We start from the raw sequence: 24,841 nt of genomic DNA, 5'->3' as shown, positions 1-24,841 counted from the left end.
GCGAAAGGCGCTAAACCGCCGCTCGCCCTTTCGTGTGTTGTAACAGTCTATTGTGACAGCGAAAGTGTTGTCCAAACTAATCGGTGATCTGAACTTGCTTGCCTATCTTTAACTAGCCTATGTAGATCACTTGTTTTCGCGGGCCAAAACACACCGGCGTCAACAACTTCAAAACCGTATGAAGAAGGTAGCACATAATCCGCTCTAGCCCCCCAATAGGCAGTGTAACGTTCACTGTAGGTTTCTGCAGATGATTCAGCACCGCCGGCACTTTTCGGGATCACGCTATTGTTGACGTATGGGCTATTAGTTAACTGCTCAATCACACCTTCACGGTATTTATCGCCAATATCTGCAGCATTAAAATCGCCAACAAGAACAAAACGCGAGTCCGCTTCTAGAGTGACTTTGTTGCTATTGTCATCGTAAATATACATTCCTTTATCGGGCGTTAGATAATCGGCCATCAACCTTATTTCATCGGCATTGCGCTTGCCGTTTCTATCTTCTTCACCATCGAAGGTAGGTGGGGTTGGGTGCATCGCCAATATATGTACAACCTGATCGCCTACGTTAATGGGCACATCCCAATGAGACTTTGAACTAAGTCGAAAAGCTGCCCATTCTTCATCGTCATACCACGACTCGCTCTCTTCCGTCTCGCCGCTTGCGCTAGGTAAAAATGGCTTTTGCGGGTGCGGCATATGGTGCCATTTGAAAAATTGAAAGGTGCGCACGTGAGTTTCATCTATTGGGTATTTCGACAGCAGTGCCATTCCATATTGCCCTTCGTACAAGCCGTAGCCAAAGGCATCGCCGCCAAACCGCTCGACTTTACCATTATTGTCGAGGTCAAAGGGTGTCGGTGCGCCCGTGTTGACAGGCGCTATGTACGTATACGGATAGTCAATGGGTTGCTGCTGCGCCTGAGACACATTCAAGTAGTTCTTCACAAACGCATTAATGCCCTTATTCTTGTCCTTAATGTAATCAAATTCATTGAGTAAAATAATGTCAGGCCGAACGCGTTGAATAATTTCAGCAATATTTCTAACTTGGGGGTGTTCGCCATTGCTTAGTATGTGCGCCAGTACTTTATCGCTTGGCGCCATGCCCAATGACTTGTAATTAGTCGACTCCATACTTACGTTGAAGGTAGCTACCTTGAGCGTTTGCGCAAAAAGCATAAACGGCATTATTAAGAAGAGCGCAAAAAATGCTTTTATTTTCATAAGATGACCCGTGCAGTGAAGGAACATTTAAGATATCAGGGTCGTCAAATCTGTTCTAGTTTAAGATTTCCACTCCTCTGTGTCCCCTTCATTTGAGGTGTTATCAGCTTCTCGCTCACCACTCACTTCTTTTTTCGACTCAACCACCATCTCTATGGTTTGCTCTACTTTAGGATCGGGTAAAAACATTTGAACTAACATGCCAAAGGCCATTGCCGCTCCTTTTTGCTTTTTTGCCCATTTGTACATCAGTGCAAAAAAGCCAAGACTAAGAAGTGTGCCCAGACATACCAATAAACTCACCAAAATTGCATACGTTTCTAAACTCATGTTGCTCCCAGCACCTGCAGCTTTGTGTGATATATGTAATGGGTTTATTTTCAGAAAAGACAATGAACAAAAAACACACACCAAAAAAAATTACTACACTTTTAACCATACGAAGAAATTTTTACCTCAAAAAAACCTTCAAACCATAATTTTTTAGGCGTTTTTACTCATCCAACATTGATATTGTAACTAGGACCTGTTGATGTTTGTTGCACAGTAAAGACCAACAGGCCTTAGACAAAAACGCAGGGGAGAAACAATGTCAGACTGGGTAACGAAAGCCATAAAAACCATAAATGCAGATTACCAACGCTCTGCGGACACGCATTTAATCAAGCTAGAACAACTTACGCTAAAGGGTATAGACATCTATTTGAAAGATGAAAGCACCCACCCTACCGGCAGCTTAAAGCATCGTTTAGCTCGCTCGCTTTTTCTGTATGCCTTGTGTAACGGAAAAATTAATCAAAATACCACGGTAATAGAGGCGTCATCGGGCAGTACCGCCGTATCAGAAGCGTACTTTGCCAAAATGATTGGTGTTCCGTTTGTCGCCGTTATGCCCCGTTCGACGGCGCAAAGTAAAATTGCGCTTATTGAAAAGTATGGTGGTACATGCCACTTTGTCGAGTGTCCAACGCAAATGCACTGTGAAGCTCAGCGTATTGCACAGCAGCTAAACGGGTACTTCATGGACCAATTTTTGTACGCAGAGCGCGCGACAGATTGGCGAGGAAATAACAATATTGCAGAGTCAATATTTGAACAAATGAAAGCAGAACCTCACCCTATTCCTCACACAGTCGTGATGAGTGCAGGTACTGGTGGTACGTCTGCGACTATAGGTCGTTATATTCGTTATAAGGGCTTACCCTCTAAGCTTATGGTTGTTGACCCAGAACACAGTGTCTTTTTTGATAGCTATCGGCAAAGAGATTCAACGCTTACCGCCAGTAGAGGCAGCCGAATTGAAGGCATAGGACGCCCAAAGGTAGAGGCTTCATTCCAGCATGACGTTATTGATTCTATGATGCGAGTGCCGGATGCAGCCAGTATCGCTACGATGCACTGGCTCAACAACACGATGGGGATTAAAGCTGGCCCTTCGACGGGAACTAATTTGTGGGGCGCATTACAGGTTGCCGCCTCGATGATAGAAAAAGGGGAGTCTGGATCTATCGTTACGCTCATGTGTGACAGTGGAGAGCGCTATTCAAATACCTATTACAATGCCGATTGGGTTAGTAGCGAAATAGGTCCAACCGAAGAGTATGATGAGCACTTACAAAAAATAAAGGTGGCGTAGCGCCACCTTTATTCCACAATATTTGAAAGCAACACCCGACTTACTCGGCCGCTTCTTTTTTACCAAATATCTTATTTCTCAACCAATACAACGGCAGCAATATCACAAACCAGAACTTTTTCAGAAACACCAGAGCCAGTGCTAAAAAGCCAGTTTTGGCAAGTACTTTACCCGCTATAAGTCCACCTATGCCATAAGCAGCAACCTTGTCGATGTCAGGATCGAACTCACTGTATTTATGGCCATCGTTAAAGCTGACCATTGCGAGCACTTCGTCTCGGGCAGCGTTAACTTCTTCGAGTTGACCCATATTGGCAATAAAATTCATTACCAAATAACCTTGTCTACCCAGAGCTCGAACATTGTAATTCAAGGTATGCGCTTCATTACCGCCAAAAATAAGCTCTTTAGCCCAATACAACTTATGTGTATTTGCATCGTAGTAAGGCTGCTCAGCCCACCCAACTAACTCAATGCTAGGGTAGCCCTGCTCTAAGCGCCATTCAGACTCTTCAGCAGTATCACTTTTCATTTCTTTTAGAAGATCATCATAATCTATATCTTCTGCATCTTCGTCAGAAACATAACCATCTTCTGCATATTCTATGGTGACGCCCCATGATGCATTATCGAGTACACGGTATTCCTGCGGAAATAACATTCCAAGCATAGGCTCCCCTTCAGGATTACCCCATGCTTCTTCTAGTACACGCTTTGTATCTTGTGGTGACAGATAATAGTAATCTTCGGGTACGTTAAGTGTTGCCTTACCGCCTGGCAGTGTAATTTTCCCAGTTTGATAAGTGAGCGACGCTTCAAACTCTTCTGCCCACTTCAGGTATTCTTGCTGTTTAATTTCATCTTCGGATAGTGCGGCGACAGGCTCTACAACGTCATTCGGCGTTTCAGGTTCTAATGCTTGCCCATATAGTGCGGTTGATAAAAAGAGCATTGAGCCAAGCCCAGATGCAATTAAGGACTTTTTCATAGGACATCCCTGTTTTTCTTATAAGTATTAGACAATTCAGGCACAGCAACACAAAAATCGCTATTGCCTCTACTCGCTAATGTCTATTAGATAACCCACCTTGTCAATTTTTTGTTTAGCGTCTTTTAAGAGTATGGCTTGGAAAACGGTTGAGCTGATTGCTACACTGATGAGGTCAATGGAAATAAGGTATCAGGATGATGATCAAGACAACGGGCACAATACTCATCAGTGTATTAGGTTCATTTTCGGCACTAGCAAATAACCTACCTACTAGGCCTGACACTCAGGTTGAAGTGATAGAAGTAACAACGTCAAAACCACTTACACTTCTGCGTGAACAATACGAAGCCGCAACATTTGCTGTATTTGACACGTTTAACACGTTAGTTGGCGACTCTGATTTACATTATGTCTGTGAGAAAAAGAAGCGTCCGAATTCACGTTTAACGTATACTGTCTGCCAAGATGCCTTTGAAATTAGAATTAGAAATACGCTTTTCAAGCAAAAAATGGTGTCTAATCGCTCAAACTCGTTTATGGAAAGAGCATCACTTGCTCAAGCTTCAGCGGAAATGGGAACTGCTGAAATTGGAGAACTTGAAAAGTTAAAAGCAACGTTAGTCTATGAACTTGCGCAAAAAAACAGTGTATTCAAGGAGGCTTTGGTTAACTTAAACGCCGCCAAACGGAAGTACGAAGAAGCGCATGTCGCAACCTACGGCGAATTAAGTTCTTTTGCGTCAGAAAACGAACCGAGCGAGAAGTAAATTCACATAACGAGTAGTTTCACTTCTCACCCCATTTTACGACCTTTTCCATGGCGACGATTATTTCAGTTACAAACCAACCTGTTTAGCTAACCGCAACGCGATGTCGCCCACTTTAATTCTGGCATTATTCAAAGACGCTTGATGTCGTGCATCACCAAACTCTTGATATTCCGAGGCAACTTCATAAATATTTTCTACGCCCAAATAACGGCTTAGTGTGCGAAGATGAGGAACCAAGTGACTGGCCTCTTCGTTAACTCCTCCTTTCTCAAACCCGAACTCTCCGCTTGACGTTACTATCACGAGGGTTTTACCAGAAAAGAGAGGAGCCAAAGGCTTATCGCCACGAGATAGATCGAAATCAAACGTTTTATTGATACGAATAATTTGATCAAACCATGCCTTTAGCTGAGCAGGCATACCGTAATTGTACATGGGTGAAGAGATGACGATGATATCGGCCCTTTCCACTTCGTCTATTAAGGTATTCGATTGAAGCAACAATTCGCGCTGCTGTGGCGTTTGCTGTAGCTCTGGTGTAAATACGGCACCAATCCATTCTTGGGTAATAAAACCCGGAGGGTTCACACCAACATCACGATAAATATACTCATCTATAGCATTATGTTCTTGAAGTGCTGAAACTAACTGCTTAGCTAGATTTTTGGAAATAGAATTATGATCGGTATTGGCGTTAGAGATATTTCTGACGCTTGAATCAACATGTAATAAAACACTCATTTTAGAAGTCCTCAGCTATTAAATATGTGTTTTATTTTTGCGCTTACGCCACTAGCTGACAAACGACTAATACGCATTTACAGATGAATAAAAATCACCTATCTTTTAGCATTCATGTAGCACGAGTAGAGAAAACCTATGCAAGTGTCCTTACCTGCCCTTAAAGCCTTCGAAGCCGCTGCTAGGCTCGGCAGTTTTAAGCGTGCTGCTGAAGAGTTATCGCTAACCCCTACGGCAGTATCTCACCACATAACTAATCTTGAACAACGATTAGGCACAACGTTATTTGTTAGGCGTGCTAGACAGATAACATTAACCGACAACGGCAAAGTGCTGTCATCAGCGGCTACTCAAGGGTTTGCTACTATTGCTATTGCACTTGAAACGGTTGTTGCCAGCGAAAAAGACATTAATGTTGCTACTACCTCTTCATTTGCGGCACTCGTTCTTATTCCTGCACTACAGCAGTTCTACACTGAACACCCTGAAATCAAGGTAAACATAACCAGTGGCGAAAATATTGAAGCCAGTAAATTTACGTTGCCAATAAGGCTAGGTGATATTGATAAACAGATACCTTCGGACATGCTTAAGCGTGAACGATTTAATCTGTTTTGCGGCCCTAACGCAGAGCTAGACTTCAGCCACAGACGCTATTTACCTATCTATACAACAGAATGGAAAAACAGCGCGCTGCCTAAAGTCCCTTTACAAGAGTGGATCCTCGCCAATAACCTTGACCATCAACAATTAAGCATCAAGTACTTCGACCAAGAACTTTTCGGGATTCAACAAGCACTACTAGAAAATGCCTACGTTTTTTGTTCACAAACGCTCGCCCAGAACTATCTCGCATCAGGCGTACTTCGCGAGGCGCACACCACTGCTGTAAACTCGTCGCTTTGCTACTATATCGCAAACAAAGAAGCGCTCACTTCAAGGCACAATGTAAAGTTTATTGAATGGTTAGAGAGCTTGCTTGAAGTGCGCTAATTCACATTTACGTTGCACTGCTGTTTTGTAGGCCTTCAGACATACCTTCCTTGAATACAACAACCTGATTTCGGCCTGAACGTTTAGCTGTGTATAAAGCATGGTCTGCTTGGCTTACTAAACCATCATCTGACAAACCTTGTGTCATAGTCGACACGCCAACACTACAGGTGACTTCTATTTCAAAGGGCAAAGACAGTTTTTCAACACCTATTCGTATGCGCTCAGCAAGATCGATAGCGATGCTCTGTGGCGTTTCTGGCAATATAACGAGAAACTCTTCACCGCCATAACGGCCAATAGCGTCAACTGAGCGGATATTATTTGAAATACATTCTGCCATTAGCGATAGCACCTCATCACCTGCTTGGTGGCCATGGGTATCGTTTACATCCTTAAAGTGGTCTACGTCTATCATCAGAATTGAAAAAGGACGGCCGTACCGTTCGAAAAGCCCACAGTTGTGATTAAGCGTTTCCATAATACAAAAGCGACTTGCTACACCGGTCACTGCGTCAGTGTTAGCTTGCTGTTCCAATTCTAATGTTCTCTCTTTTACCTTTTTTTCAAGAGAGTGGTTAGCTTCTTCTAGCTGTGCTCTAAGCTCTTCTAACGCTTTATTACGTTCTTCCAACATAGTAATGCTTGGTATGTTGATAAAAACAGGCATCAGTTTCCACAAATAGTAGGCCGTTACTATTGATATCAAACCCGTAGCGAACTTAATTGCTCCTTCTATAAAATAGTAGCCATTCCAGATATTGACGATACCAGCTAAATGCGACAAGCCACAAAATGCGATAAAGCAAGCGAATAAGGCTGCCAAACCATCAAATTTGATGTCTTTTCGTTTATACAGGAAATAGAAAATACCAAGGGGGATTACTGAATATGCGACAACTGTCATCAAATCGCCACCGAGATGCAGAAACAACAAATCCCACCGCCAAAGTAAACAATGACCATGTGGCATTAGACTACCGTCAAATAGTCTGTCGAACATCAAAGCCTCCGTTCTATCGAATCAGGTACTACGAAAGTTTAAAGTCTAAAGTTTTTTATTTTAGATTAGTCACATAACAGTATTTCAGCCAATTAAAAAGCATGTATTTTGTTTGGCTGAATGCGATCGATAGCAAAAAAGTGGAGAACCTATTTTGGAATCATTTTACTTAACAGTTTGCGATGCGAAAAAGTCAGCAATAATGTCTCGTGTTTTGACTGGGTCGATAACGGCATCTATTTCTAATACTGACGCAACCTCACTCGCCTGCCCTTTTGCATAAGCCTGTTTCAATAAGGTGTCAAAACGTGCATGTCGTTCTTCATCGTCAGATATTTGTTCTAGTTCAGTCTTAAACCCAAGCTTTACTGCGCCTTCAAGACCCATTGCTCCGAATTCACCGCTTGGCCAAGACACCGTATAATCAGGCTTTGATGTACTGCCTCCTAACATGGCTTGCGCTCCAAGCCCGTAGCACTTCCTTAAAACAACGGCGATAAAAGGCACATTCAGACTAGCCCCAACTGAGAACATACGATTCAGGCGTCGCACTGCCCCCAGCTTTTCGTGCTCAGGCCCTACCATAAATCCAGGCGTGTCACACAAACTGACAACGGGCAGCGAAAAATGCTGGCAAAGCGTAAGAAAGTCAGCGCACTTCTCGGCAGCATCTACATCTATTGCCCCGCCTAACACTTTGCAATTACTCGCAATCATGCCCACCGCTTTACCTTCAAAGCGACAAAAACCAGTAATAATTGCGCCACCGTATTGTGCTTTTAGTTCAATAAAACTGTTGGTGTCCACCAATGTGTTAATGATCTGTCGAACGTCATATGCAAAACGGCGATCATCCGGTAACAACGAAAAAATGTTCTCTTGCGATGAAGCTTGCCATTGCTCAATATCACCCTGAAAGAAGGATAAACAAAACTTGGCAATATCAATGGCATGGTTTTCGTCATTAGCGACAATATCGACAACACCGTTTTTGGCTTGGGTTTCAATAGGGCCAATTTGTTCTGCTGAAAACACACCGAGTCCACCGCCTTCAATCATGGCGGGACCAGCCATACCAATACTCGACGATGAAGTGGCAATAGTGATATCTGCAGAGCCAAAAAGCGCTGCGTTGCCTGCAAAGCAATAACCGTTATTTACCGCTATTCTAGGCACAACACCCGATAGCGATGCCCAATTTGAGAACGACTGGCACTGAAGTCCCGAATTAACGGTAGTAATATCAGTATCGCCAGGCCTTCCTCCCCCACCTTCGGTAAACATGATAACAGGTAGGTTTCGTTGTTTGGCAACGTCTATCATTCTGTCTAATTTTAAGTGGTGAAAATACCCCTGCGTACCCGCAAGCACGCTGTAATCGTTTATCACCAATGCCGTTGCGGTTTGTCCGGTGGGAAAAGCCCCTGCATTTACATGACCGATGCCCGTAATAACGCCGTCGGCGGCGGTATCAGACTTTAGCTTTTCATAGTCTTTGCGTTGCCTTTGTGCAGCAACGGCGAATTGCCCGTACTCTTGAAATGTTTGCGTGTCACAAAGCAAAGCTAGGTTTTCTCTAGCGCTGTTAAAACCTTTACGTTTTCGCTTTTCGATATGATGTTGACGGCCGTCGTCAAAGGTTTGGTGGATACGCGCGTTAAGCGCTAAAAGCATGTTTTGCTTTACGTTATTGTTTTCTTCCATGGCTTTGGTAACTCCGCATATAACGCGCAAGGTAGATTTCTACCCTACGCGTTTTTTGCGTAATTACCAGTGTTAGCTAAGTTTAGCCGCCATTTCAGCGGTTTCTTTACCTAAATTTTTCAGTTGTTTAATGGTTTTTTCGTCAGATATTTCGCCATCATCATTCATTAACGTATTCACTTTGGCGATAGCTTTTTGATTAGGAATAACCATGGTGCCTAAGTTTTCCAACAGCATTCTTAGCACGACTAGAACGCGCATGCCGCCTAATCCACCAGCAGATGCAGCCATAATACCAGCTACTTTGCCGCGATAAGCTTGTAGCGGCTTTTCACCTTCACTCATACGCGATGCCCAGTCGATAGCATTTTTAAGAAGAGCGGGATAGCTTGAATTGTATTCAGGAGAAGCGATAAGAAAGCCATCATGGCTCATTAGCAGCTCTTTGAAGGCCTGCGCTTTTTCAGGGGTGCCAAATTCAGCTTCTTCATCTTCGTTGAATAGTGGCATTTGGTAATCGGCTAAATCGATGACAGTGACTTCAGCGCCAGCTTCGCGCGCACCTTCTGCAGCGACTTTCATGATAGCTTGGTTAAATGAACCTTTTCGGGTACTGCCTGCAAATGCAAGGATCTTGGTCATGTGGGATTCCTGTCGTTATTTTAAATGTTTTTCTTTATAGGTAACAATAGTACTAATGGTTCTGTGAGATAGCATATATTTACGCCACAGACACTATTAATAGCTAAGCATAAAAAAAGGCTGACAATAATTGTCAGCCTTTTTCGATATCACTGCACGTGTTGTACCGCGAACACTACATTTTTTCTAGTGTTTCTATACCAAGTAGCGTTAATCCTTGCTCGAGTGTTTTGGCAACCAACGCTGACAGGGCCAGACGGCTATCACGAACCTGAGGCTCAATCCCGTCTTTTAACATAGGGCATGCTTCATAGAAGGTCATAAACGCAGAAGCCACATCATAAAGGTATGTACACAACACATGCGGTGTTGCTTCACGAGAGACCATACCAATCACTTCTTCAAATTGAAGTAATAATACTGCAAGGGCATGCTCTTGCTTTTCAGCAACAGTGATGTCCACTGGCATGCTTGCCATATCCACACCCGCTTTTCTGAACAAACTCTTCACACGAGTATACGCATATTGAAGGTAAGGTGCGGTATTACCTTCGAAGCTTAGCATCGAGTCCCAGTTGAACATGTAGTCTGTGGTGCGGTTTTTAGATAGGTCTGCGTATTTAACCGCGCCAATACCCACTTTACGCGCCACTTCTTTAAGCTCCGCTTCCGTTAGGTCATTATCGCGCTCGGCAATTAATTTACCCGCTCGTTCAACGGCTTCATCCAGCAATTCTACCAACTTAACCGTACCGCCAGTACGGGTTTTAAATGGTTTACCGTCACTGCCTAACATCATACCGAATGGGCAATGCTCGTAAGTCTGTTCTTCTTTCATAAAGCCCGCTTTACGACCCACAATTTCTGTTTGCTTGAAGTGCAGTGCCTGACGAGCATCAGTAAGAATAAGGGTACGATCAGCATTAAGTTTGCCGCTACGATAGCGCATTGCTGCAAGGTCAGTGGTTGCGTACAAATAGCCGCCACCTGATTTTTGTACAATGTACACCGCAGGGTTGCCTTCTTTGTCGGCAAGTTCTGGGATAAACACCACCTGCGCACCTTGGTCTTCTACCGCAATACCTTGTGCTTTTAGGTCGCTAATAACATTGGCGAGATCGTCGTTGTAAGCCGATTCACCCATAATGTCTTTGCGCGTTAGGCTGACATTTAGCTTATCGTACACCTCTTCTGAGTGTGCAATTGATACATCGATGAATTTTTCCCATAGCGCTAAGCACTGGGCGTCGCCACCTTGCAGCTTAACCACGTATTCACGCGCACGATCGGCAAAACCTTCTTCTTCGTCAAAGCGCACTTTGGCTTCACGATAAAAGTCTTCAAGGTCAGACAGGGCTGTCTCAGCCACCTCGTCTTGAAGTTTGTCAGAAAGGTGCGCGAGTAGCATACCAAACTGCGTACCCCAGTCGCCCATGTGGTTCTGACGAATTACGTTATGCCCTAAAAATTCAAGAACTTTTACCACTGCATCGCCAATGATCGTGGTACGTAAGTGACCCACGTGCATCTCTTTGGCCAAGTTAGGCGATGAGTAATCTACTACGATGTTTTGTTCTTGTGACTTTGCAATGCCAAGACGCGAATCGTTTAACGACAATTCACACTGGTTTGCAAGCCAAGCATCGCTGAGGTGTACGTTGATAAAACCTGGGCCGGCGACTTCAAGTTTGCTGGCAATGTCGTCAAGCTTTACTGTTTCAACGATCTTTTCGGCGATATCACGAGGCTTCTGTTTTAGCTGCTTAGCCAGCGCCATGGCACCGTTGAATTGGTATTCACCAAACTCTGGTCGAGCGCTGCGCGACACTGGCACGGGTGCATTGTCTACGCCCATTTCTTGTAGTGCATCAGTGAAACGGTTAACTAATAGTGCATGTATGTTCATAATATATTTTGTCTTTTTTGCTCTTTGCTCGCTTTACTCTTAGCAAGCTTTGACTTCTATAAGTTTAATTTTCGCGCGTGCTTGTAAACTGGATATCTGGATAACGCTCTTGCGCTAGCTGCAAATTCACCATAGTGGGCGCAATGTACGTCAGGTTGTCACCACCATCTAGGGCAAGGTTTTGCTCACCCTTGCGTCTAAATTCATCCAGCTTTTTCTCATCGCCACTGTATACCCAACGCGCAGTAGCGACGTTTACATGTTCGTAAAGTGCATCAACGTTGTATTCTGCCTTAAGGCGAGCAACAACGACATCAAACTGCAGCACACCAACCGCACCAACAATCAAATCGTTATTCGCCAGCGGACGGAAAACCTGTACCGCACCTTCTTCAGACAACTGGATAAGGCCTTTTAATAATTGCTTTTGCTTAAGCGGATCTTTTAGGCGGATACGTTTAAACAGCTCAGGTGCAAAGTTAGGAATCCCCGTAAAGCGATAGTTATCGCCCGAAGTAAAGGTGTCACCTATACGAATAGTACCGTGATTGTGCAAACCGATAATATCGCCGGCATACGCTTCTTCCAACAAGGCGCGATCACCTGCCAAAAAGGTTAAAGCGTCAGAAATACGCACGTCTTTACCTAAACGACTATTGCGCATTTTCATGCCTTTTTCGTACTTACCCGATACAATTCGACAGAATGCAATACGGTCACGGTGTTTAGGGTCCATGTTGGCTTGAATTTTAAATACAAAACCACTGAACTTGCCGTCAGTACTTTCAATCGTGCCTTCTTCAGTGTCGCGGCCTAATGGTGCAGGAGCCCACTCCACTAAACCGTCTAGCATATGGTCTACACCAAAGTTACCCAATGCCGTTCCAAAGAATACTGGTGTTAACTGACCTTCCAAGAACAATTCTTGCTCAAATTCATTTGACGCACCGCGCACAAGTTCAAGTTCATCACGAAGCGTTTCAGCCAGATCGCTGCCTACTGCCGTATCAAGCTCTGGGTTATCCAACCCTTTAATGATACGTACATCTTGAATAGTGTGACCTTGGCCGCTTTGGTACAAAATAGTTTCGTCACGATGTAAGTGGTAAACGCCTTTAAAGCTTTTTCCACAGCCAATAGGCCAGGTAATTGGCGCACACAAAATATCCAGCTCGGTTTCTACTTCGTCAAGTAGCTCCATAGGGTCGCGGATATCTCGGTCGAGCTTGTTCATAAAGGTAACGATCGGCGTATCACGAAGACGCGTTACTTCCATCAACTTGCGCGTTCTATCCTCAACCCCTTTTGCGGCATCGATAACCATTAGGCAAGAGTCAACTGCAGTAAGTGTACGATAGGTATCTTCAGAGAAGTCTTCGTGCCCCGGAGTATCCAGTAGATTGACGAGGTGATCGCTGTATGGAAACTGCATGACAGAGGTAGTTACAGAGATACCACGTTCTTTCTCCATTTCCATCCAGTCTGACTTGGCATGTTGACCAGACTTTTTACCCTTCACGGTGCCGGCAGTTTGTAACGCGCGTCCGAACAACAATACCTTTTCAGTAATGGTGGTTTTACCCGCATCGGGGTGCGATATAATCGCGAACGTACGTCGCTTTTTAATCTCTTCTAACAGCTTTTTATCTGACATCAATACTTATCTTCGTTATCTATTATCTCTGCAAACAACGTATTTGCAGGCGCGTTTTGTAACGGATAAGCATGGCTTTTCCGCGCAAATCTACAGTTGCGATAAAACGCTTGATACGGCATGGAATTTATTGGCGCGGATTTTAGCATTTTACAACGCGTAACAGTAGAGCGAATTGGCAAGAAACTTTGTCATCTTTATTGAGCAAAATACGTTATTTAATCCACTCAACCATTTCAACAAATACGCTTTCACGTTTTCAGTTGACAAGCGCCTCTAGCTTGGCACTTGTGTTGTGATATAGTGAGCCAATGATGTTGTGGTTAAAAATCACTGTAGTGACTAAAGGTTCAAACAAGGACGTTGCATGACAAGAAGTTGGTTTTTGCTTATTACGCTATTGCTCTTTTGCAAAAGCGCGGCAGCCGCAGTCAATTTCAATCCAGTTAATACTTCCCTTCCAATAGATGACCATATGGAGTTTGCACTGAGCGACTCTCCCTCTTCAGACGATCTTCATTGGGTAAAAGATGCCTCATCGCTTGATAGACAAGCACATCAATACCTGCATTTTCGCGTCAACATCAAAAACACCACAAAAGACGCCATTCCCGTATGGTTCAGTATTGGTTTTCCAGCAATGAAAACATTGGTAGTACAAAGTGGTGAGAAGGTATGGAAGACAGGTGACGCTTACCCTTTTACATCCAGAGAAATTCACGTTTCAAACTATCACTTTCCAATCTTACTCAACGAGATGGAAACCGCTAAGATACAAGGGTATATGGCAGGAGAAATCCTACGCTATTCTTTTGTGGTAGGCACGCCTGAATATTTTACCAATATGTATGTGAATACTATTCAGCGGGATATGGCATTTTTTGGTGCTATGGCATTACTTACCGTGCTGTGCCTGTTAGGGTTTGTTGCTAGCCGAAATGTTGTTTTTTTGAGCTTTGCGACCTTTATTTTTGCAACGACGTTTTGGTTTTTTCGCGTATTTGGATACGCCTTTGAATTGTTATGGCCGCAATATCCAGGTTTGAATGATATTAGTTACGCGATAAGTATTTATGCCGTTTTGCTTTCTTCATTTTGGGTAGTATTTGCCAGCTTAGCGAAAGAAGGACATCACGTTTTCGGTTCAACGTGGGTAAAGCGATTCTGCTTTTCGCTACCCATAATTGGCATTGTCGTATGGCAAAGCGTCGGACTCGACTTTGCACTAAGACTTCCCGTTTTACTTTTCTTTTTGTTTATCGTTGTCGCTGTGGTCGTTATCGTTGTCGAGCATCGCCTAGGCTCTGATCGCGCAAAATGGCTGGCATGCGCTATGTTTCCGGTAACACTCAGCACCTTTTTCCTTATCATTGTGGCTTTATTTGATGTGGACATACAGTTAGACCCTGTAGCCACCTTTATGTCTGGGGTTGTGCTAACGTGTTTGTTCATTGTCGCCCTTACCACGCGCTATATGGTTAACGTTGTACAAAGAGAAAGAGACGCGCAAAAAGTGGCAGCTCAAACCAAAGCGCAACAAGCGGCAAAACTAGAACAGTTAGTCAAACAGCGAACACTCGAGTTAGAAAAAACAAATGACGTATTGGCTAAACTTGCCTCTTACGATGCGCTGACCGGCCTACCTAACCGAAGAAGTATCGACTTTTTCGTCGATGAAAGCTTTGCTTCAGACAACGAAAACGCCACGGAGTTATTCATTGCCCTACTCGACCTAGATCACTTTAAAAATATTAACGATACCTATGGTCACGAGACTGGCGACATCGTGCTGAAGGCCGTTGCTAAAACATTAGCCCCTTTGAACAATGACAATCAAATTGCTGGCCGATATGGCGGCGAAGAATTTGCCATAGTGCAACGTATTGATAAGCGTATTGATAAGCCTACGGCTGAGCCTAAACACCCATCACAAGGAAAAGCACCGGTTTCGCAAACTTCTGAAAGTGCTACCCAAGAGCATGAGCACTTCTTATCTCAGCTTCAGAAAGTCCACAAAACAATTAATTCCCTTGTGATAAATGACGTTGAAGGTAAACATGTAGGCGTAAGTATTGGCTGGGCACACTGCAGTAATGCAGAAAATATTGTGGATACCTTTAGGCGTGCAGACAGCGCCCTTTATCGTGCAAAAGACAAAGGACGCAATCTGATTATTGGTGCTTAAAAAGTGGTTAGTCTGAGCCAATATGACTGTTGAAGCGCTAAACCGTAACCACCGCTTTGCGTTTTTCCTGCTTTGAAAACTGAAGCGCGTCATTGAGCTTTTCAAATTCAAAGATGGTAGGGATCTCAACAATTATCGACTGTTCAGCGACGCTCTTCAGTAAGGCTTCGCCATCTCGCATAAGACGTTGCCATTGTGCAGCATCGCCATAGTCGTGTAGCGCGCCAAGCGCAATTTCATGGTACGAGATAGTGCGTGTAAAAGGCGCATCAACCGGATCTTCTATTCTGCCCAAAATGCTTACCACGTGTCCATTGGCTTCAAGTAATGGCACAAGCGTTGAAGCATATTCAGGGCCGTTTGCATCGAACAGTGCATAGAATGTTTGGTCTTTAGGCGCATTGCGAAACACACTTTTCACACCCATTGCTTCTGCTTGTGTTTGAGTAAAGCTTCCCGAAATAACATGCACATTAAAGCCGGCGGTCGATAATAGCTGAACAAGTAGCTTGTTAACTGCTCCCATCCCCGTGACCAACACATCAGCGCCCTCTCTCACAGGGACTTTGCTAAAGGCTTGCCACGCGGTAAGCATTGGACACGGCATTGCTGCTGCAAGTGCAAAATCAACACTCTCAGGAATGTCCATAACGCGGTTAGCGTATAAAGACGTATGGTCGGCAAAGCTTCCGTCTTCACCAAGACTATGATGATAGGCTACGCGCTTTCCTAATAATCCTTCATCAACGCCTTCACCTACAGCAACAACGATACCCGCACCGTCTACGCCAGGCACATGACCCTGTTGCCAATTGCGAGGGTTATCGTCTATAAATTTCCAGTCCACAGGGTTAACGCCAATTGCATAATTGCGCACAATAATGCGCCCTGCACTCGGCGATGGTAATGTTTGTGTAGATTTGACAAGTGGCATTCCTGCTTTGTCAAACTGCCAAATGTTAGCTTGCATAACTTTTCCTCGCAGAATATTGCAATTCGTTTGCTTTAAATGTCGATAGCAAAACCCCGCTTTCCCTTAGTCCCATTGAGGTGAGAAATCGGGAGCAGCTTGGCGATCGCCACAGTCCAATGCATCAATCTTTGCAATATCTTCAGCATCTAAGGTCAGTGATAAGGCATTGAAGTTGATTTCCAAGTTTTTGCGCTTTGTAGAAGATGGGATAGTAACTAAACCATGCGCGAGCTCCCATGCCACAACCACTTCGGCAGCGGTTACACCATGCTTGTCAGCAATTGCAATAATGGTGTCATCTTTTAGCACTTTTCCTACTGCAAATGGCATATATCCAGTTACAGTAATACCCAATTTCTCACACGCCTGACGTACTTTCTCGTTGGTTAAATATGGGTGAACCTCGACTTGGTTTGTAGCAATTTCACCATCGCCCAAAATACGCACAGCCTGTTCAGTTTGGGCTACTGTAAAATTAGATATGCCAATAGCTTTTGTTAACCCTAGCTCTTTGGCACGTCGTAATTCACCAAGATATTCTTCCATCGATTCTCCGTTTTCCGGCGATGGCCAATGAATAAGAAGCAAGTCGACGTAAGACAGTTGAAGCTTAGCTAAACTTTCCTTCACACTGTCTATAAAACCTGCCTTGTTGAGCTTGTCGTTCCATACTTTTGTCGTAACATAAATATCTTCACGAGGCACGCCACTGTCCTTTATGGCACGCCCTACGGCCTCTTCATTGCCGTAAATTTGCGCCGTATCGATATGCCTGAAGCCTACATCTAGCGCCATTGTCACCGAGTTGTACGCTTCATCATCTTTGAGGCGAAAGGTGCCTACACCTAGCGAGGGAATAGCTGATGATTGAGTTACTGTTGGCATGAAGCCTCCTTTTGAAAATTATTTGTCGTGAAAATGGGGAAATACGTGCTGCGCAATGCGCTGCATGGCAGCGTCGACAGAATGTGTATTACGCCTAAAATGTAAGCCTATGTGGTTAACGCCCGCGTCCTTCATCGCGTGTAGTTCTTTGATAAGCCCATTTACGCCGGTTTCAATCCCAAATCGATGGCGTTTTATCGGCGCTTCGTCGTTTTCCAACAAGTTTAAGTGAATAAAACTGACATAGGGCTTATTACCTGCAACACTGCGCCACATCGCAACGCGTTTAACGTGATCATTTGGGGTACCCGGATATGCCAACCAGCCATCCGTATTTTCACCAACCCACTGCGGATTTTGCTGGGCAAGACCTGCCACATATAATGGAGGCGGCGCGACTTCTGGTAGAAGCGCCATGCCGTTACTCAACCGATCATTACCACTTTTTACAATGTCGAGCGCCTGCCTAAACTGCTCTCCTCTTCTATCGAAATCGACACCGAACAGCGGATATTCTGAAGGCCTATCGCCACTTGCCACACCAAGTATTAGGCGGTCATTACTTAGATGTTGTACCGTCGCAGCAGCTTTTTTTACCAACCATGGTTGGCGAAGCGGTAGCACAACCGCCGCGGTTCCCAACAAAATATTTTTTGTTATGCCGGCCAAATACCCAAGATAGCTAAAGGTTTCGAATACTTGTGCAGCATCACCGAAATTTGGGTCATAAATGGGTACATCACGCACCCATGCGGCTTTAAAACCCAGCTTATCAGCTAGCTGAATACGCTCGTGATGCTTACTTATATCCGGTACGCCAAATGGCGTACCTTTTGTCGCATCAAAATGCGCCCAATCATTGTCTAATGGCAACTCAACGCCAATGGAAAATGCGTGCTGTGACAGTTTGTCAAAGGTTGTACTCATCATAGCTCCTTAGGCGTTTGTAGCGTTTTTAACGTTCGCTAGCGCGCGCTTATCTAAGTGGCCGCTATAGCGTGTTACGACCAGTGCAGCAACGGATATAAGCGCACCTATCCACGCGGTGTCAGACAGTGTCATGCCATCTACAATGGCGCCGCCTAATATAGACCCCACAGCAATACCAATATTAAACGCCGCAATGTTTAGACCTGAGGCAACGTCCACTGCATTAGGTGTAAACTTCTCAGCCAGCTGCACTACGTAAACTTGAAGGCCTGGCACATTACCAAATGCAAAAGCGCCCCATACCAATACTGTGATCACAGCGGCTATTTTGCTTCCCATGGTAAACGTTAACGCGAATAAGATAACGGCAAGTGCAGAGAAAATGATGGTTAGTGCGCGAATTGGGCCTTTTTTGTCAGCCAATTTGCCACCATAAATGTTACCGACTGCAACAGACACGCCGTACACGAGCATGATTAAACTTATTGCCGACGGAGCAAAGCCAGCTTCTTCTTGCAAAATAGGCGCTAAATACGTAAACGCGGTAAATGTGCCGCCGTAGCCTAAAATCGTCATGAGATAGACCAGCACAAGACGAGGCTGAATCAGCACTTTCATTTGCTCACTTAAGCTTGCAGGCTTACTTTGTTTTAAATTGTTTGGCACCAATAGCGCACTGCCAATAAGTGCAATTGTGCCCAACGCTGAAACCACTAAAAATGTGGCTCTCCAGCCAAAGCTTTGACCAATCCAGGTGCCAAGCGGCACACCCGTAACTAGTGCAACTGTTAAACCTGTAAACATGATAGCAATAGCACTGGCTTCTTTTTCTTTTGCAACCAGACCGGTGGCAATGGTTGAGCCGATAGAAAAGAATACGCCGTGGGCGAGCCCTGTTAGTATCCTAGCCACAATAAGGCTTTCATAGCTTGGTGCTTGCCACGCCAACATGTTGCCTGCCACGAACAGCGCCATCAGGCTGAGTAAAACGTGTTTTCTGTTCCACTTTCCAGTAAGTGCAGTAAGCACTGGTGCACCAACGGCGACACCAACAGCGTACAAGCTTACAAGTAAACCCGCACTGGGTAATGTAACGCCAAGGTCTGTCGCTATAGTGGGTACTAACCCCACTATGACAAACTCAGTGGTACCAATAGCAAACGCACTTAACGTTAATGCAAATAATGCAATAGGCATTGTTTATCCTCACAAAAGTTAAAGTGAACGTACGCTGTAGTGAAAATAGAAGCATACGTTCCTAGGGTATTTAACAAGTGCATACAGTGTGAGGTTATTTTTATTTGCAAAAAACAGCACTAATGACAAAATACTTTTGTGATTTTTGAAAATATTAGAGAACGCTATGCCTGTAAAAGCAAAAACCGAAGACTTAGAAGCCTTTCTTACCGTTGTCGATACCGGGAGCTTTTCGAGCGCAGCAAACTTGTTGAATCAACAGGTTGCCAAAGTGAGCCGCGCAGTTACACGTTTAGAAAGTACTTTAGAAGCAACACTGTTAAATCGAACCACACGCAGGCTAGAACTGACAGAAGAAGGAGAAATGTTTTTACGCTATGCGCGAGACGGCCTCAACAAGTTGGAAAAAGGCGAAGAAGCGCTACGACTGCTTAAGCGTGCACCGTCAGGAAAACTACGTGTCGATGCCGCAAGCCCTTTTGTGCTTCACCAGCTAGCCCCACTGGTAAAGGCATTTAGCGAAACCTACCCCGATATCGCACTCGATATTACCAGCCACGACAGTATTATTGATTTATTGGAACACAAAACGGATATCGCTATACGTATAGGCGATTTGAGTGATTCAAACTTACATGCCCGCAAACTGGGAAAAAGTAAGTTGCATATTGTGGCTAGCCCTGACTACTTAAAAGCGCGCCCGGCGGTTGGGGATGTCAGTAATTTAGCTCAACATAAGCTAATTGGTTTTAGCGACTCGCCAAAGCTTAATCGTTGGCCGTTAAAGCAAGATGTAGAGTTGCGCTATCACTTACATGCATCAAGTGGCGAAACCATTCGACACTTATGCCTTGCGGGACAGGGCATTGCGTTGTTGTCTCATTTTATGGTGTACCGCGATATTGAAGCTGGGTCACTTGTACCTATTTTTGAAAATGACCTAGTGTCGCCGAATCGACGCGAATCAGTACAGGCGGTGTACTACAGAAACAGCGCGGTATCCTCTCGAATATCAGCATTTCTCGACTTCATTCAACCGAGACTTATACTTTAAGAACGTTTAGCCTCGGCCTTTACCTAAAATCCTCTTCAGGGTGGTGTGCGGTAAGCCATTCACAATGAGTGCCGCTATCATCAAAACAGCACCCGCCACCACCATAGGCAGTAAATTCTCGCTCAATATAACAACCGAACTAACGTAGCCAACAATAGGTGTAAGCGTGCTAATAAGCACAATCTTGTCTGGCGCTAGTTTAGGGCCTGCTGCTACCATTAAGCCGAATCCCAACCCCGTTGCTACAGGTCCTATATAGGTCAACAATAACCAATCTTGCCACTTGTAGTTTATAAAGTCAGGCGTAGGTTCGAAAATAAGTGCCAAACCAAGCATCGCCATGCCAGCGATAGAAAACTGCCAAAAAACCGCTTCAATTACGCTGCCCTGCCACTTGTGAAAAGACACTCTGCGAATAGCCACAGCCCATAACGCAGACGCCAACAACATGCCAAAAAGCGGCAGCCACGCGCCTGGCTCACCCGACGCAAACAAGATCATTGCGCATCCAATGGTTGATATGCCAGTGAGGATAAGTCGTTTTGAGGGCGGCTTTTGTCGATACCACAAAGTATCAATTAACAACATCCAAAGCGGTGTTGTATAGATAAGGATACTCGCGGTCCCCGCTGGAATAAATTGCAACGACACGGTAATCAAACCCATAGACAAGATAAACTGGAAAAACGCAACGACAAAAACCACGGAACGGTCTTTTCTATTTAGGCGAGGTAAGCGTTTCTTCGTTATAAGTACAAATAACGCAAGCACAGGTAGGCTCAACAAAAAGCGTAAACACACCATCCAAACCGGGCCTACAATTTCCAAGCCCACTTTCATACCGGGCCAATTGAGTCCTAGGCACAATACCGCAACTAAAAGCATTTTAATGCCTTTTGATTGCTCTTTTTCTATCAATGATGTTGTAGACATTTATTTGTCGCCTTGAGACACGCCACTGCGTTGGAGAAAAACATAAGTCTTGTTGCCACACTGCATGCATGGCAAGACTTTTAAAGGGCGCAAATATAAGTGAAATAAGGCAGGATTGAAACCACTGGAGACATAATTCGTTGCGATTTATTGACCAACTGGTCAAGTTTTCACAACCAAAATGGAAAGAAAAGATTACACTACTGGCGACAATACCAAATCTTACAGAATTTACACTAACACAACTACGCCATAGCAACATTTGGCCACTTCATGATCGCAGCATTTTCTTTCCCATTTTCAGTAGGATAGTAGTTTTTACGCAATTCTATGTGTTCAAAACCGTGTGTTTCATACAAATGAATTGCAGCAAAGTTACTCTCTCTTACCTCTAACCACACCTCACGCATACTGCGCGCTTTTGCCTTATCAAGTACGCGCTGAAGCAATGCCTTTCCCACGCCCCTTCCTCGGCAATGCTGTACTACGGCAATATCCATTAATGTGGCTTCATCAAGTACCTCAAGCACAATGGCATACCCAACAAGCTCGTTTTCATCAAGGGCAAATAAACCATAATAAGGTGGGGTAAAACAGTCAGCGAATGTACTGAGTTTCCACGGCGAAAACTGAGCTTGTACGTGAATGGCATGACCACGTTCAATCAATGCAGCTGGTGTGTCTGCAGTAACAAGTTGAATATTCAAGGCTGTTAACTCTGTGTTTTTGCCAAGGTAGTTAGCGCTAGCCACAGGGCGCGTTTTTGTGAGGGGGTTAACGACAGCGGTTCAGCAGGCAAAATAATTGCTTGTTCATCGACCGCTAGGGTTTTGCTTATCATCACTTTACTTGCTAACCCAGAAGGTAAGCCCAGTTGCACGCAAGCTAACCGTAAATCATCGAGCCACTTAGCGCACTGCTTGGTCTGCACAGCACTTAACGGCAGTCCTTCAGGCGAGTCAGGTAACGAGAAAGGCGCAGCTTGAGGTGTGCTCGTCGCGATATGCTTTTCTTGTTGAATAGCGTGTGCTGGTTTTGCAATGCTTTTATCATCTGCTTTGCTCGATTCAGATCCCATTTGCGCGCGTAACTGAGCCAGCCTTGACTGTTTTTGCTCTTGTGTTATCGGTTTGCTTTCTGCAGGCATTGCAGCGTGATGAGCATTGGTAAAGCTATCAGCTGCACGGACTCCTGTTTCTTCAAGCTTTGCTTCATACACAGCTTTCGGCACCCAAACTGGAATGCCCATCTCTTGTAAAATAGCTTGTTGATAAGGAGACAGTGACATAGATTTCACGCTAGTAAGTTAAGACCTGTAAGTTTACGTGATGTTTTGCTGACATTAAATAGCTTTTGCCCGAATGACAAGCCTACTGTTTTTTATTGTCGACGCTGCAGACATCCGACGATGTCATGCCATAACTGTTATTTGGTTAAAAAGACAGTGAAGATACTAAATATGCTTTTGATAGATGTTTGCCTAGAGACGACAATAAGGAAAAGTGGCAGGGGTGGAGGGACTCGAACCCCCAACCATCGGTTTTGGAGACCGCTGTTCTACCAATTCGAACTACACCCCTAGCGCGCTGTGCATTATACGGATGACATCTAAAAGGTAAAGCCTTTTTGTCGCCCTAACGCATCACATGCTCAATTAACATGCAATGCGATGTTTTTTCAGACTAATTCACGCCAATTGGAAAATAAATGGCATAAACATGTCATTAGATTTCGGCTAGCAGCTCATTCGGTGTCGATTCAGAAAGCGCCTCGAACCAAAGCGCATTGGTTGTGCTAACAATGTCTTTGTGAAGACTAAACTTTTCCTTTGCTTCACCGTGTGAAATAGAAAGGATATCCGCATAGCAAACGACAAGCTTATTACTTGTTGCGTCGTCGAGCTCGTTAATCAAACAACAGCTAGCCAAATCAAAATAACGGTTACCCATTGCTGAATATTCCCAATCGATAACCACCGGCGTATTGCCTTCTCGACACAATACGTGACTGTATAACAAATCGTTGTGACACAACACCAGGTCTTCATAGACCTGCTCACTACGCAAAACTGCGCTTCTAAGTGCCGCTGCTCGGTCATACAACGCATCGCCCTCAGACAAACTTGCAACGTGTAAGTAGTGCTGCCATCTGGCGGCAAGGTTTAACGGACGTGCGGTAACAGGTAGCTGATGAATACGCGCCAACACATTTGCCAGAGTTTCAGGGTTGCGCTGAGCCAATCGCGTATTTGGATGCCAATACTCTACCCAAATACGCTCATCGTCGCTCAACCAAATAGGCTTTGGCGCAATATCTACCTGGCACAGCTGTTGTTGTAACACAAACTGATGCGTGCGGTTAACTCCACTAAAATTGTCATCACCTAACCACTTTACTGCGTAGTCAATGTGCTGCGCATTGTCTTGCAGCCGATAAACATGGTTTACCGCACCAGATGGATGACGCGAGAGAACCACGTCGCTGCTTAAGTTAAATGCGTTGTGAAGCTGCGCCAGAATAGTCGATGTGTCCACGTTGTTCCTTATACTCTACTCGCCATTGGACATAGCCGAATACGGAAAACCCAACATAGCCCAAAAACAAGCAAGCAGAAAGTGCATAACCTACCTGTAAATACAAATAAGCAGACGCAATGTTAATGAAGAACCAGTATACCCAATTTTGCAGTATTTTGTGTGCCACCATAAACGTGGTAATCACACTCAGTAAATTAATACTTGCATCTAAAAGAAGATGTTCACTGTTAAACTGAGACGTGGCGACTTCAGACATTACCCAAGCCGCACAGAGCATAGTAGGGACGATGATAGCGTGCACCCACCATGGCCAAAAGCGAATCGGTTTTGCCTCGCCATTTTGACCACCTTTTGACCATTGATAATAGCCATACCCCGCCATCACCATATAGAAAAAGTTTAACGCGGCCTGAAACGGTAAAGTAACTTGCCAAAATAACCACGTGTAAATCGCTGTGCTAATAAATGCACACAGCCAACACCAACTACTTTGCTTGGCTGCCAAAAACACATAGGCCATGGCCAATACCACCGCGCACCATTCCAAAGGTGACGTGGTGGTAATTTGCTCAACAAATATTGAAAGAAAGTCACCCATTATGATGACTTTCTTGCCTGCATGGCGTCGAAGTTAAGGAATTTGGCAACAAATATAGCCTGACCAACTTCTTCATGCGTTCTCTGCATTTCAGTACCTAGTATACCCATTACATCAGCATACTCTCCGGTAACTTGTGTGCTCGTTGAACTCGTTGACACAGATAGCTCAGCGTAACTGTTCAATCTATCGATGAACGATTGAATTGGCGGAATGTATTCATTTACCAAAGGGTATAACGACAACTCGACCATAACTTGCATACCAAAATCCTCTT

The 24,841-nt window shown here is 44.5% G+C and carries 24 protein-coding genes and 1 tRNA gene; 5 read left to right on the top strand and 20 right to left on the bottom strand.

Annotation, left to right across the window (positions count from 1 at the left end; translation table 11 throughout):
* Nucleotides 1–47: 47 nt before the first annotated feature.
* Both OZ660_RS05755 and OZ660_RS05750 read right to left on the bottom strand, forming a co-directional pair.
* On the bottom strand, nucleotides 48–1,232 hold the full coding sequence (locus OZ660_RS05755) for an endonuclease/exonuclease/phosphatase family protein (protein ID WP_274742855.1): 1,185 nt from the start codon (nucleotides 1,230–1,232) through the stop codon (nucleotides 48–50).
* A 60-nt stretch (nucleotides 1,233–1,292) separates the two neighbouring features.
* Nucleotides 1,293–1,562: a hypothetical protein gene (locus OZ660_RS05750; RefSeq protein WP_274742854.1), complete on the bottom strand. Its 270-nt coding sequence runs from the start codon at nucleotides 1,560–1,562 to the stop codon at nucleotides 1,293–1,295.
* Nucleotides 1,563–1,821: 259 nt separating this feature from the next.
* On the opposite strand from OZ660_RS05750, the gene OZ660_RS05745 reads away from it, so the two are divergent.
* Nucleotides 1,822–2,868: a PLP-dependent cysteine synthase family protein gene (locus OZ660_RS05745; protein WP_274742853.1), complete on the top strand. Its 1,047-nt coding sequence runs from the start codon at nucleotides 1,822–1,824 to the stop codon at nucleotides 2,866–2,868.
* A 40-nt stretch (nucleotides 2,869–2,908) separates the two neighbouring features.
* Here the strand turns inward: OZ660_RS05745 and OZ660_RS05740 are convergent, their stop codons facing one another.
* Complete coding sequence (locus OZ660_RS05740; RefSeq protein WP_274742852.1) at nucleotides 2,909–3,856, bottom strand: DUF2167 domain-containing protein; 948 nt, start codon at nucleotides 3,854–3,856, stop codon at nucleotides 2,909–2,911.
* 197 nt (nucleotides 3,857–4,053) lie between these two features.
* On the opposite strand from OZ660_RS05740, the gene OZ660_RS05735 reads away from it, so the two are divergent.
* Entirely contained in the window at nucleotides 4,054–4,626 is a 573-nt protein-coding gene (locus tag OZ660_RS05735; protein ID WP_274742851.1) for a hypothetical protein, read from the top strand.
* A 69-nt stretch (nucleotides 4,627–4,695) separates the two neighbouring features.
* On the opposite strand, the gene OZ660_RS05730 is transcribed toward OZ660_RS05735, so the two are convergent.
* A complete protein-coding gene (locus OZ660_RS05730) occupies nucleotides 4,696–5,370 on the bottom strand; it encodes an FMN-dependent NADH-azoreductase (RefSeq protein WP_274742850.1) in 675 nt (224 codons plus the stop codon).
* 138 nt (nucleotides 5,371–5,508) lie between these two features.
* Between OZ660_RS05730 and OZ660_RS05725 the strand changes: the two genes are divergently transcribed.
* Entirely contained in the window at nucleotides 5,509–6,363 is an 855-nt protein-coding gene (locus OZ660_RS05725) for a LysR family transcriptional regulator (protein ID WP_274742849.1), read from the top strand.
* Between the two features lie 7 nt (nucleotides 6,364–6,370).
* Here OZ660_RS05725 and OZ660_RS05720 read toward each other — a convergent pair whose 3' ends face one another.
* The 5 genes from OZ660_RS05720 to prfC form a co-directional block, all read right to left on the bottom strand.
* Nucleotides 6,371–7,366: a GGDEF domain-containing protein gene (locus OZ660_RS05720; protein ID WP_274742848.1), complete on the bottom strand. Its 996-nt coding sequence runs from the start codon at nucleotides 7,364–7,366 to the stop codon at nucleotides 6,371–6,373.
* 165 nt (nucleotides 7,367–7,531) lie between these two features.
* Entirely contained in the window at nucleotides 7,532–9,070 is a 1,539-nt protein-coding gene (locus tag OZ660_RS05715; protein ID WP_274742847.1) for an acyl-CoA carboxylase subunit beta, read from the bottom strand.
* A 72-nt stretch (nucleotides 9,071–9,142) separates the two neighbouring features.
* A complete protein-coding gene (locus tag OZ660_RS05710) occupies nucleotides 9,143–9,712 on the bottom strand; it encodes an NADPH-dependent FMN reductase (RefSeq protein WP_159623334.1) in 570 nt (189 codons plus the stop codon).
* Between the two features lie 175 nt (nucleotides 9,713–9,887).
* Nucleotides 9,888–11,618, bottom strand: a complete 1,731-nt coding sequence (argS, locus tag OZ660_RS05705) for an arginine--tRNA ligase (protein WP_274742846.1) — start codon at nucleotides 11,616–11,618, stop codon at nucleotides 9,888–9,890.
* Nucleotides 11,619–11,682: 64 nt separating this feature from the next.
* Nucleotides 11,683–13,272, bottom strand: a complete 1,590-nt coding sequence (gene prfC, locus OZ660_RS05700) for a peptide chain release factor 3 (RefSeq protein ID WP_274742845.1) — start codon at nucleotides 13,270–13,272, stop codon at nucleotides 11,683–11,685.
* Between the two features lie 367 nt (nucleotides 13,273–13,639).
* Between prfC and OZ660_RS05695 the strand changes: the two genes are divergently transcribed.
* The gene (locus OZ660_RS05695; RefSeq protein ID WP_274742844.1) at nucleotides 13,640–15,457 is read left to right on the top strand and encodes a diguanylate cyclase; all 1,818 of its coding nucleotides are present in this window, start codon (nucleotides 13,640–13,642) and stop codon (nucleotides 15,455–15,457) included.
* Between the two features lie 37 nt (nucleotides 15,458–15,494).
* Here the strand turns inward: OZ660_RS05695 and OZ660_RS05690 are convergent, their stop codons facing one another.
* The 4 genes from OZ660_RS05690 to OZ660_RS05675 all read right to left on the bottom strand — a co-directional run bounded on the left by OZ660_RS05690 (nucleotide 15,495) and on the right by OZ660_RS05675 (nucleotide 19,442).
* Nucleotides 15,495–16,427 carry an alcohol dehydrogenase catalytic domain-containing protein gene (locus tag OZ660_RS05690; protein ID WP_274742843.1) on the bottom strand — a complete coding sequence of 311 codons (933 nt, stop codon included), beginning with the start codon at nucleotides 16,425–16,427 and terminating at the stop codon, nucleotides 15,495–15,497.
* Between the two features lie 66 nt (nucleotides 16,428–16,493).
* On the bottom strand, nucleotides 16,494–17,315 hold the full coding sequence (gene dkgB / locus OZ660_RS05685; RefSeq protein ID WP_274742842.1) for a 2,5-didehydrogluconate reductase DkgB: 822 nt from the start codon (nucleotides 17,313–17,315) through the stop codon (nucleotides 16,494–16,496).
* Between the two features lie 18 nt (nucleotides 17,316–17,333).
* Nucleotides 17,334–18,242, bottom strand: coding sequence for a TIGR03571 family LLM class oxidoreductase (locus OZ660_RS05680; RefSeq protein WP_274742841.1), 909 nt, complete (start codon nucleotides 18,240–18,242; stop codon nucleotides 17,334–17,336).
* A gap of 9 nt (nucleotides 18,243–18,251) precedes the next feature.
* The gene (locus OZ660_RS05675; RefSeq protein WP_202264323.1) at nucleotides 18,252–19,442 is read right to left on the bottom strand and encodes an MFS transporter; all 1,191 of its coding nucleotides are present in this window, start codon (nucleotides 19,440–19,442) and stop codon (nucleotides 18,252–18,254) included.
* A 166-nt stretch (nucleotides 19,443–19,608) separates the two neighbouring features.
* Between OZ660_RS05675 and OZ660_RS05670 the strand changes: the two genes are divergently transcribed.
* Nucleotides 19,609–20,496: a LysR family transcriptional regulator gene (locus tag OZ660_RS05670; protein ID WP_274742840.1), complete on the top strand. Its 888-nt coding sequence runs from the start codon at nucleotides 19,609–19,611 to the stop codon at nucleotides 20,494–20,496.
* A 6-nt stretch (nucleotides 20,497–20,502) separates the two neighbouring features.
* Here the strand turns inward: OZ660_RS05670 and OZ660_RS05665 are convergent, their stop codons facing one another.
* The 7 genes from OZ660_RS05665 to OZ660_RS05635 form a co-directional block, all read right to left on the bottom strand.
* Entirely contained in the window at nucleotides 20,503–21,429 is a 927-nt protein-coding gene (locus tag OZ660_RS05665) for a DMT family transporter (protein ID WP_274742839.1), read from the bottom strand.
* 245 nt (nucleotides 21,430–21,674) lie between these two features.
* A complete protein-coding gene (rimI, locus tag OZ660_RS05660; RefSeq protein ID WP_264180907.1) occupies nucleotides 21,675–22,136 on the bottom strand; it encodes a ribosomal protein S18-alanine N-acetyltransferase in 462 nt (153 codons plus the stop codon).
* A 5-nt stretch (nucleotides 22,137–22,141) separates the two neighbouring features.
* Entirely contained in the window at nucleotides 22,142–22,717 is a 576-nt protein-coding gene (locus tag OZ660_RS05655; protein WP_274742838.1) for an alanine acetyltransferase, read from the bottom strand.
* Nucleotides 22,718–22,932: 215 nt separating this feature from the next.
* Nucleotides 22,933–23,009: transfer RNA gene (locus tag OZ660_RS05650), tRNA-Trp, on the bottom strand.
* 144 nt (nucleotides 23,010–23,153) lie between these two features.
* Nucleotides 23,154–23,963, bottom strand: a complete 810-nt coding sequence (locus tag OZ660_RS05645) for a choline/ethanolamine kinase family protein (protein WP_274742837.1) — start codon at nucleotides 23,961–23,963, stop codon at nucleotides 23,154–23,156.
* Complete coding sequence (pnuC, locus tag OZ660_RS05640; RefSeq protein WP_202264312.1) at nucleotides 23,920–24,564, bottom strand: nicotinamide riboside transporter PnuC; 645 nt, start codon at nucleotides 24,562–24,564, stop codon at nucleotides 23,920–23,922. The genes OZ660_RS05645 and pnuC overlap by 44 nt, the downstream gene beginning before the upstream one ends.
* Nucleotides 24,564–24,827 (bottom strand): YkoF family thiamine/hydroxymethylpyrimidine-binding protein, encoded by a 264-nt coding sequence (locus OZ660_RS05635; RefSeq protein ID WP_202264310.1) that lies wholly within the window; start codon nucleotides 24,825–24,827, stop codon nucleotides 24,564–24,566. Before OZ660_RS05635 ends, pnuC begins: the two co-directional genes overlap by 1 nt.
* Nucleotides 24,828–24,841: the final 14 nt, after the last annotated feature.

It is taken from the genome of Alteromonas sp. 009811495 (assembly GCF_028865455.1).
In the GTDB taxonomy this organism is placed as follows: Bacteria; Pseudomonadota; Gammaproteobacteria; order Enterobacterales; family Alteromonadaceae; genus Alteromonas.
This window is presented reverse-complemented; position numbering and strand designations above follow the sequence as displayed.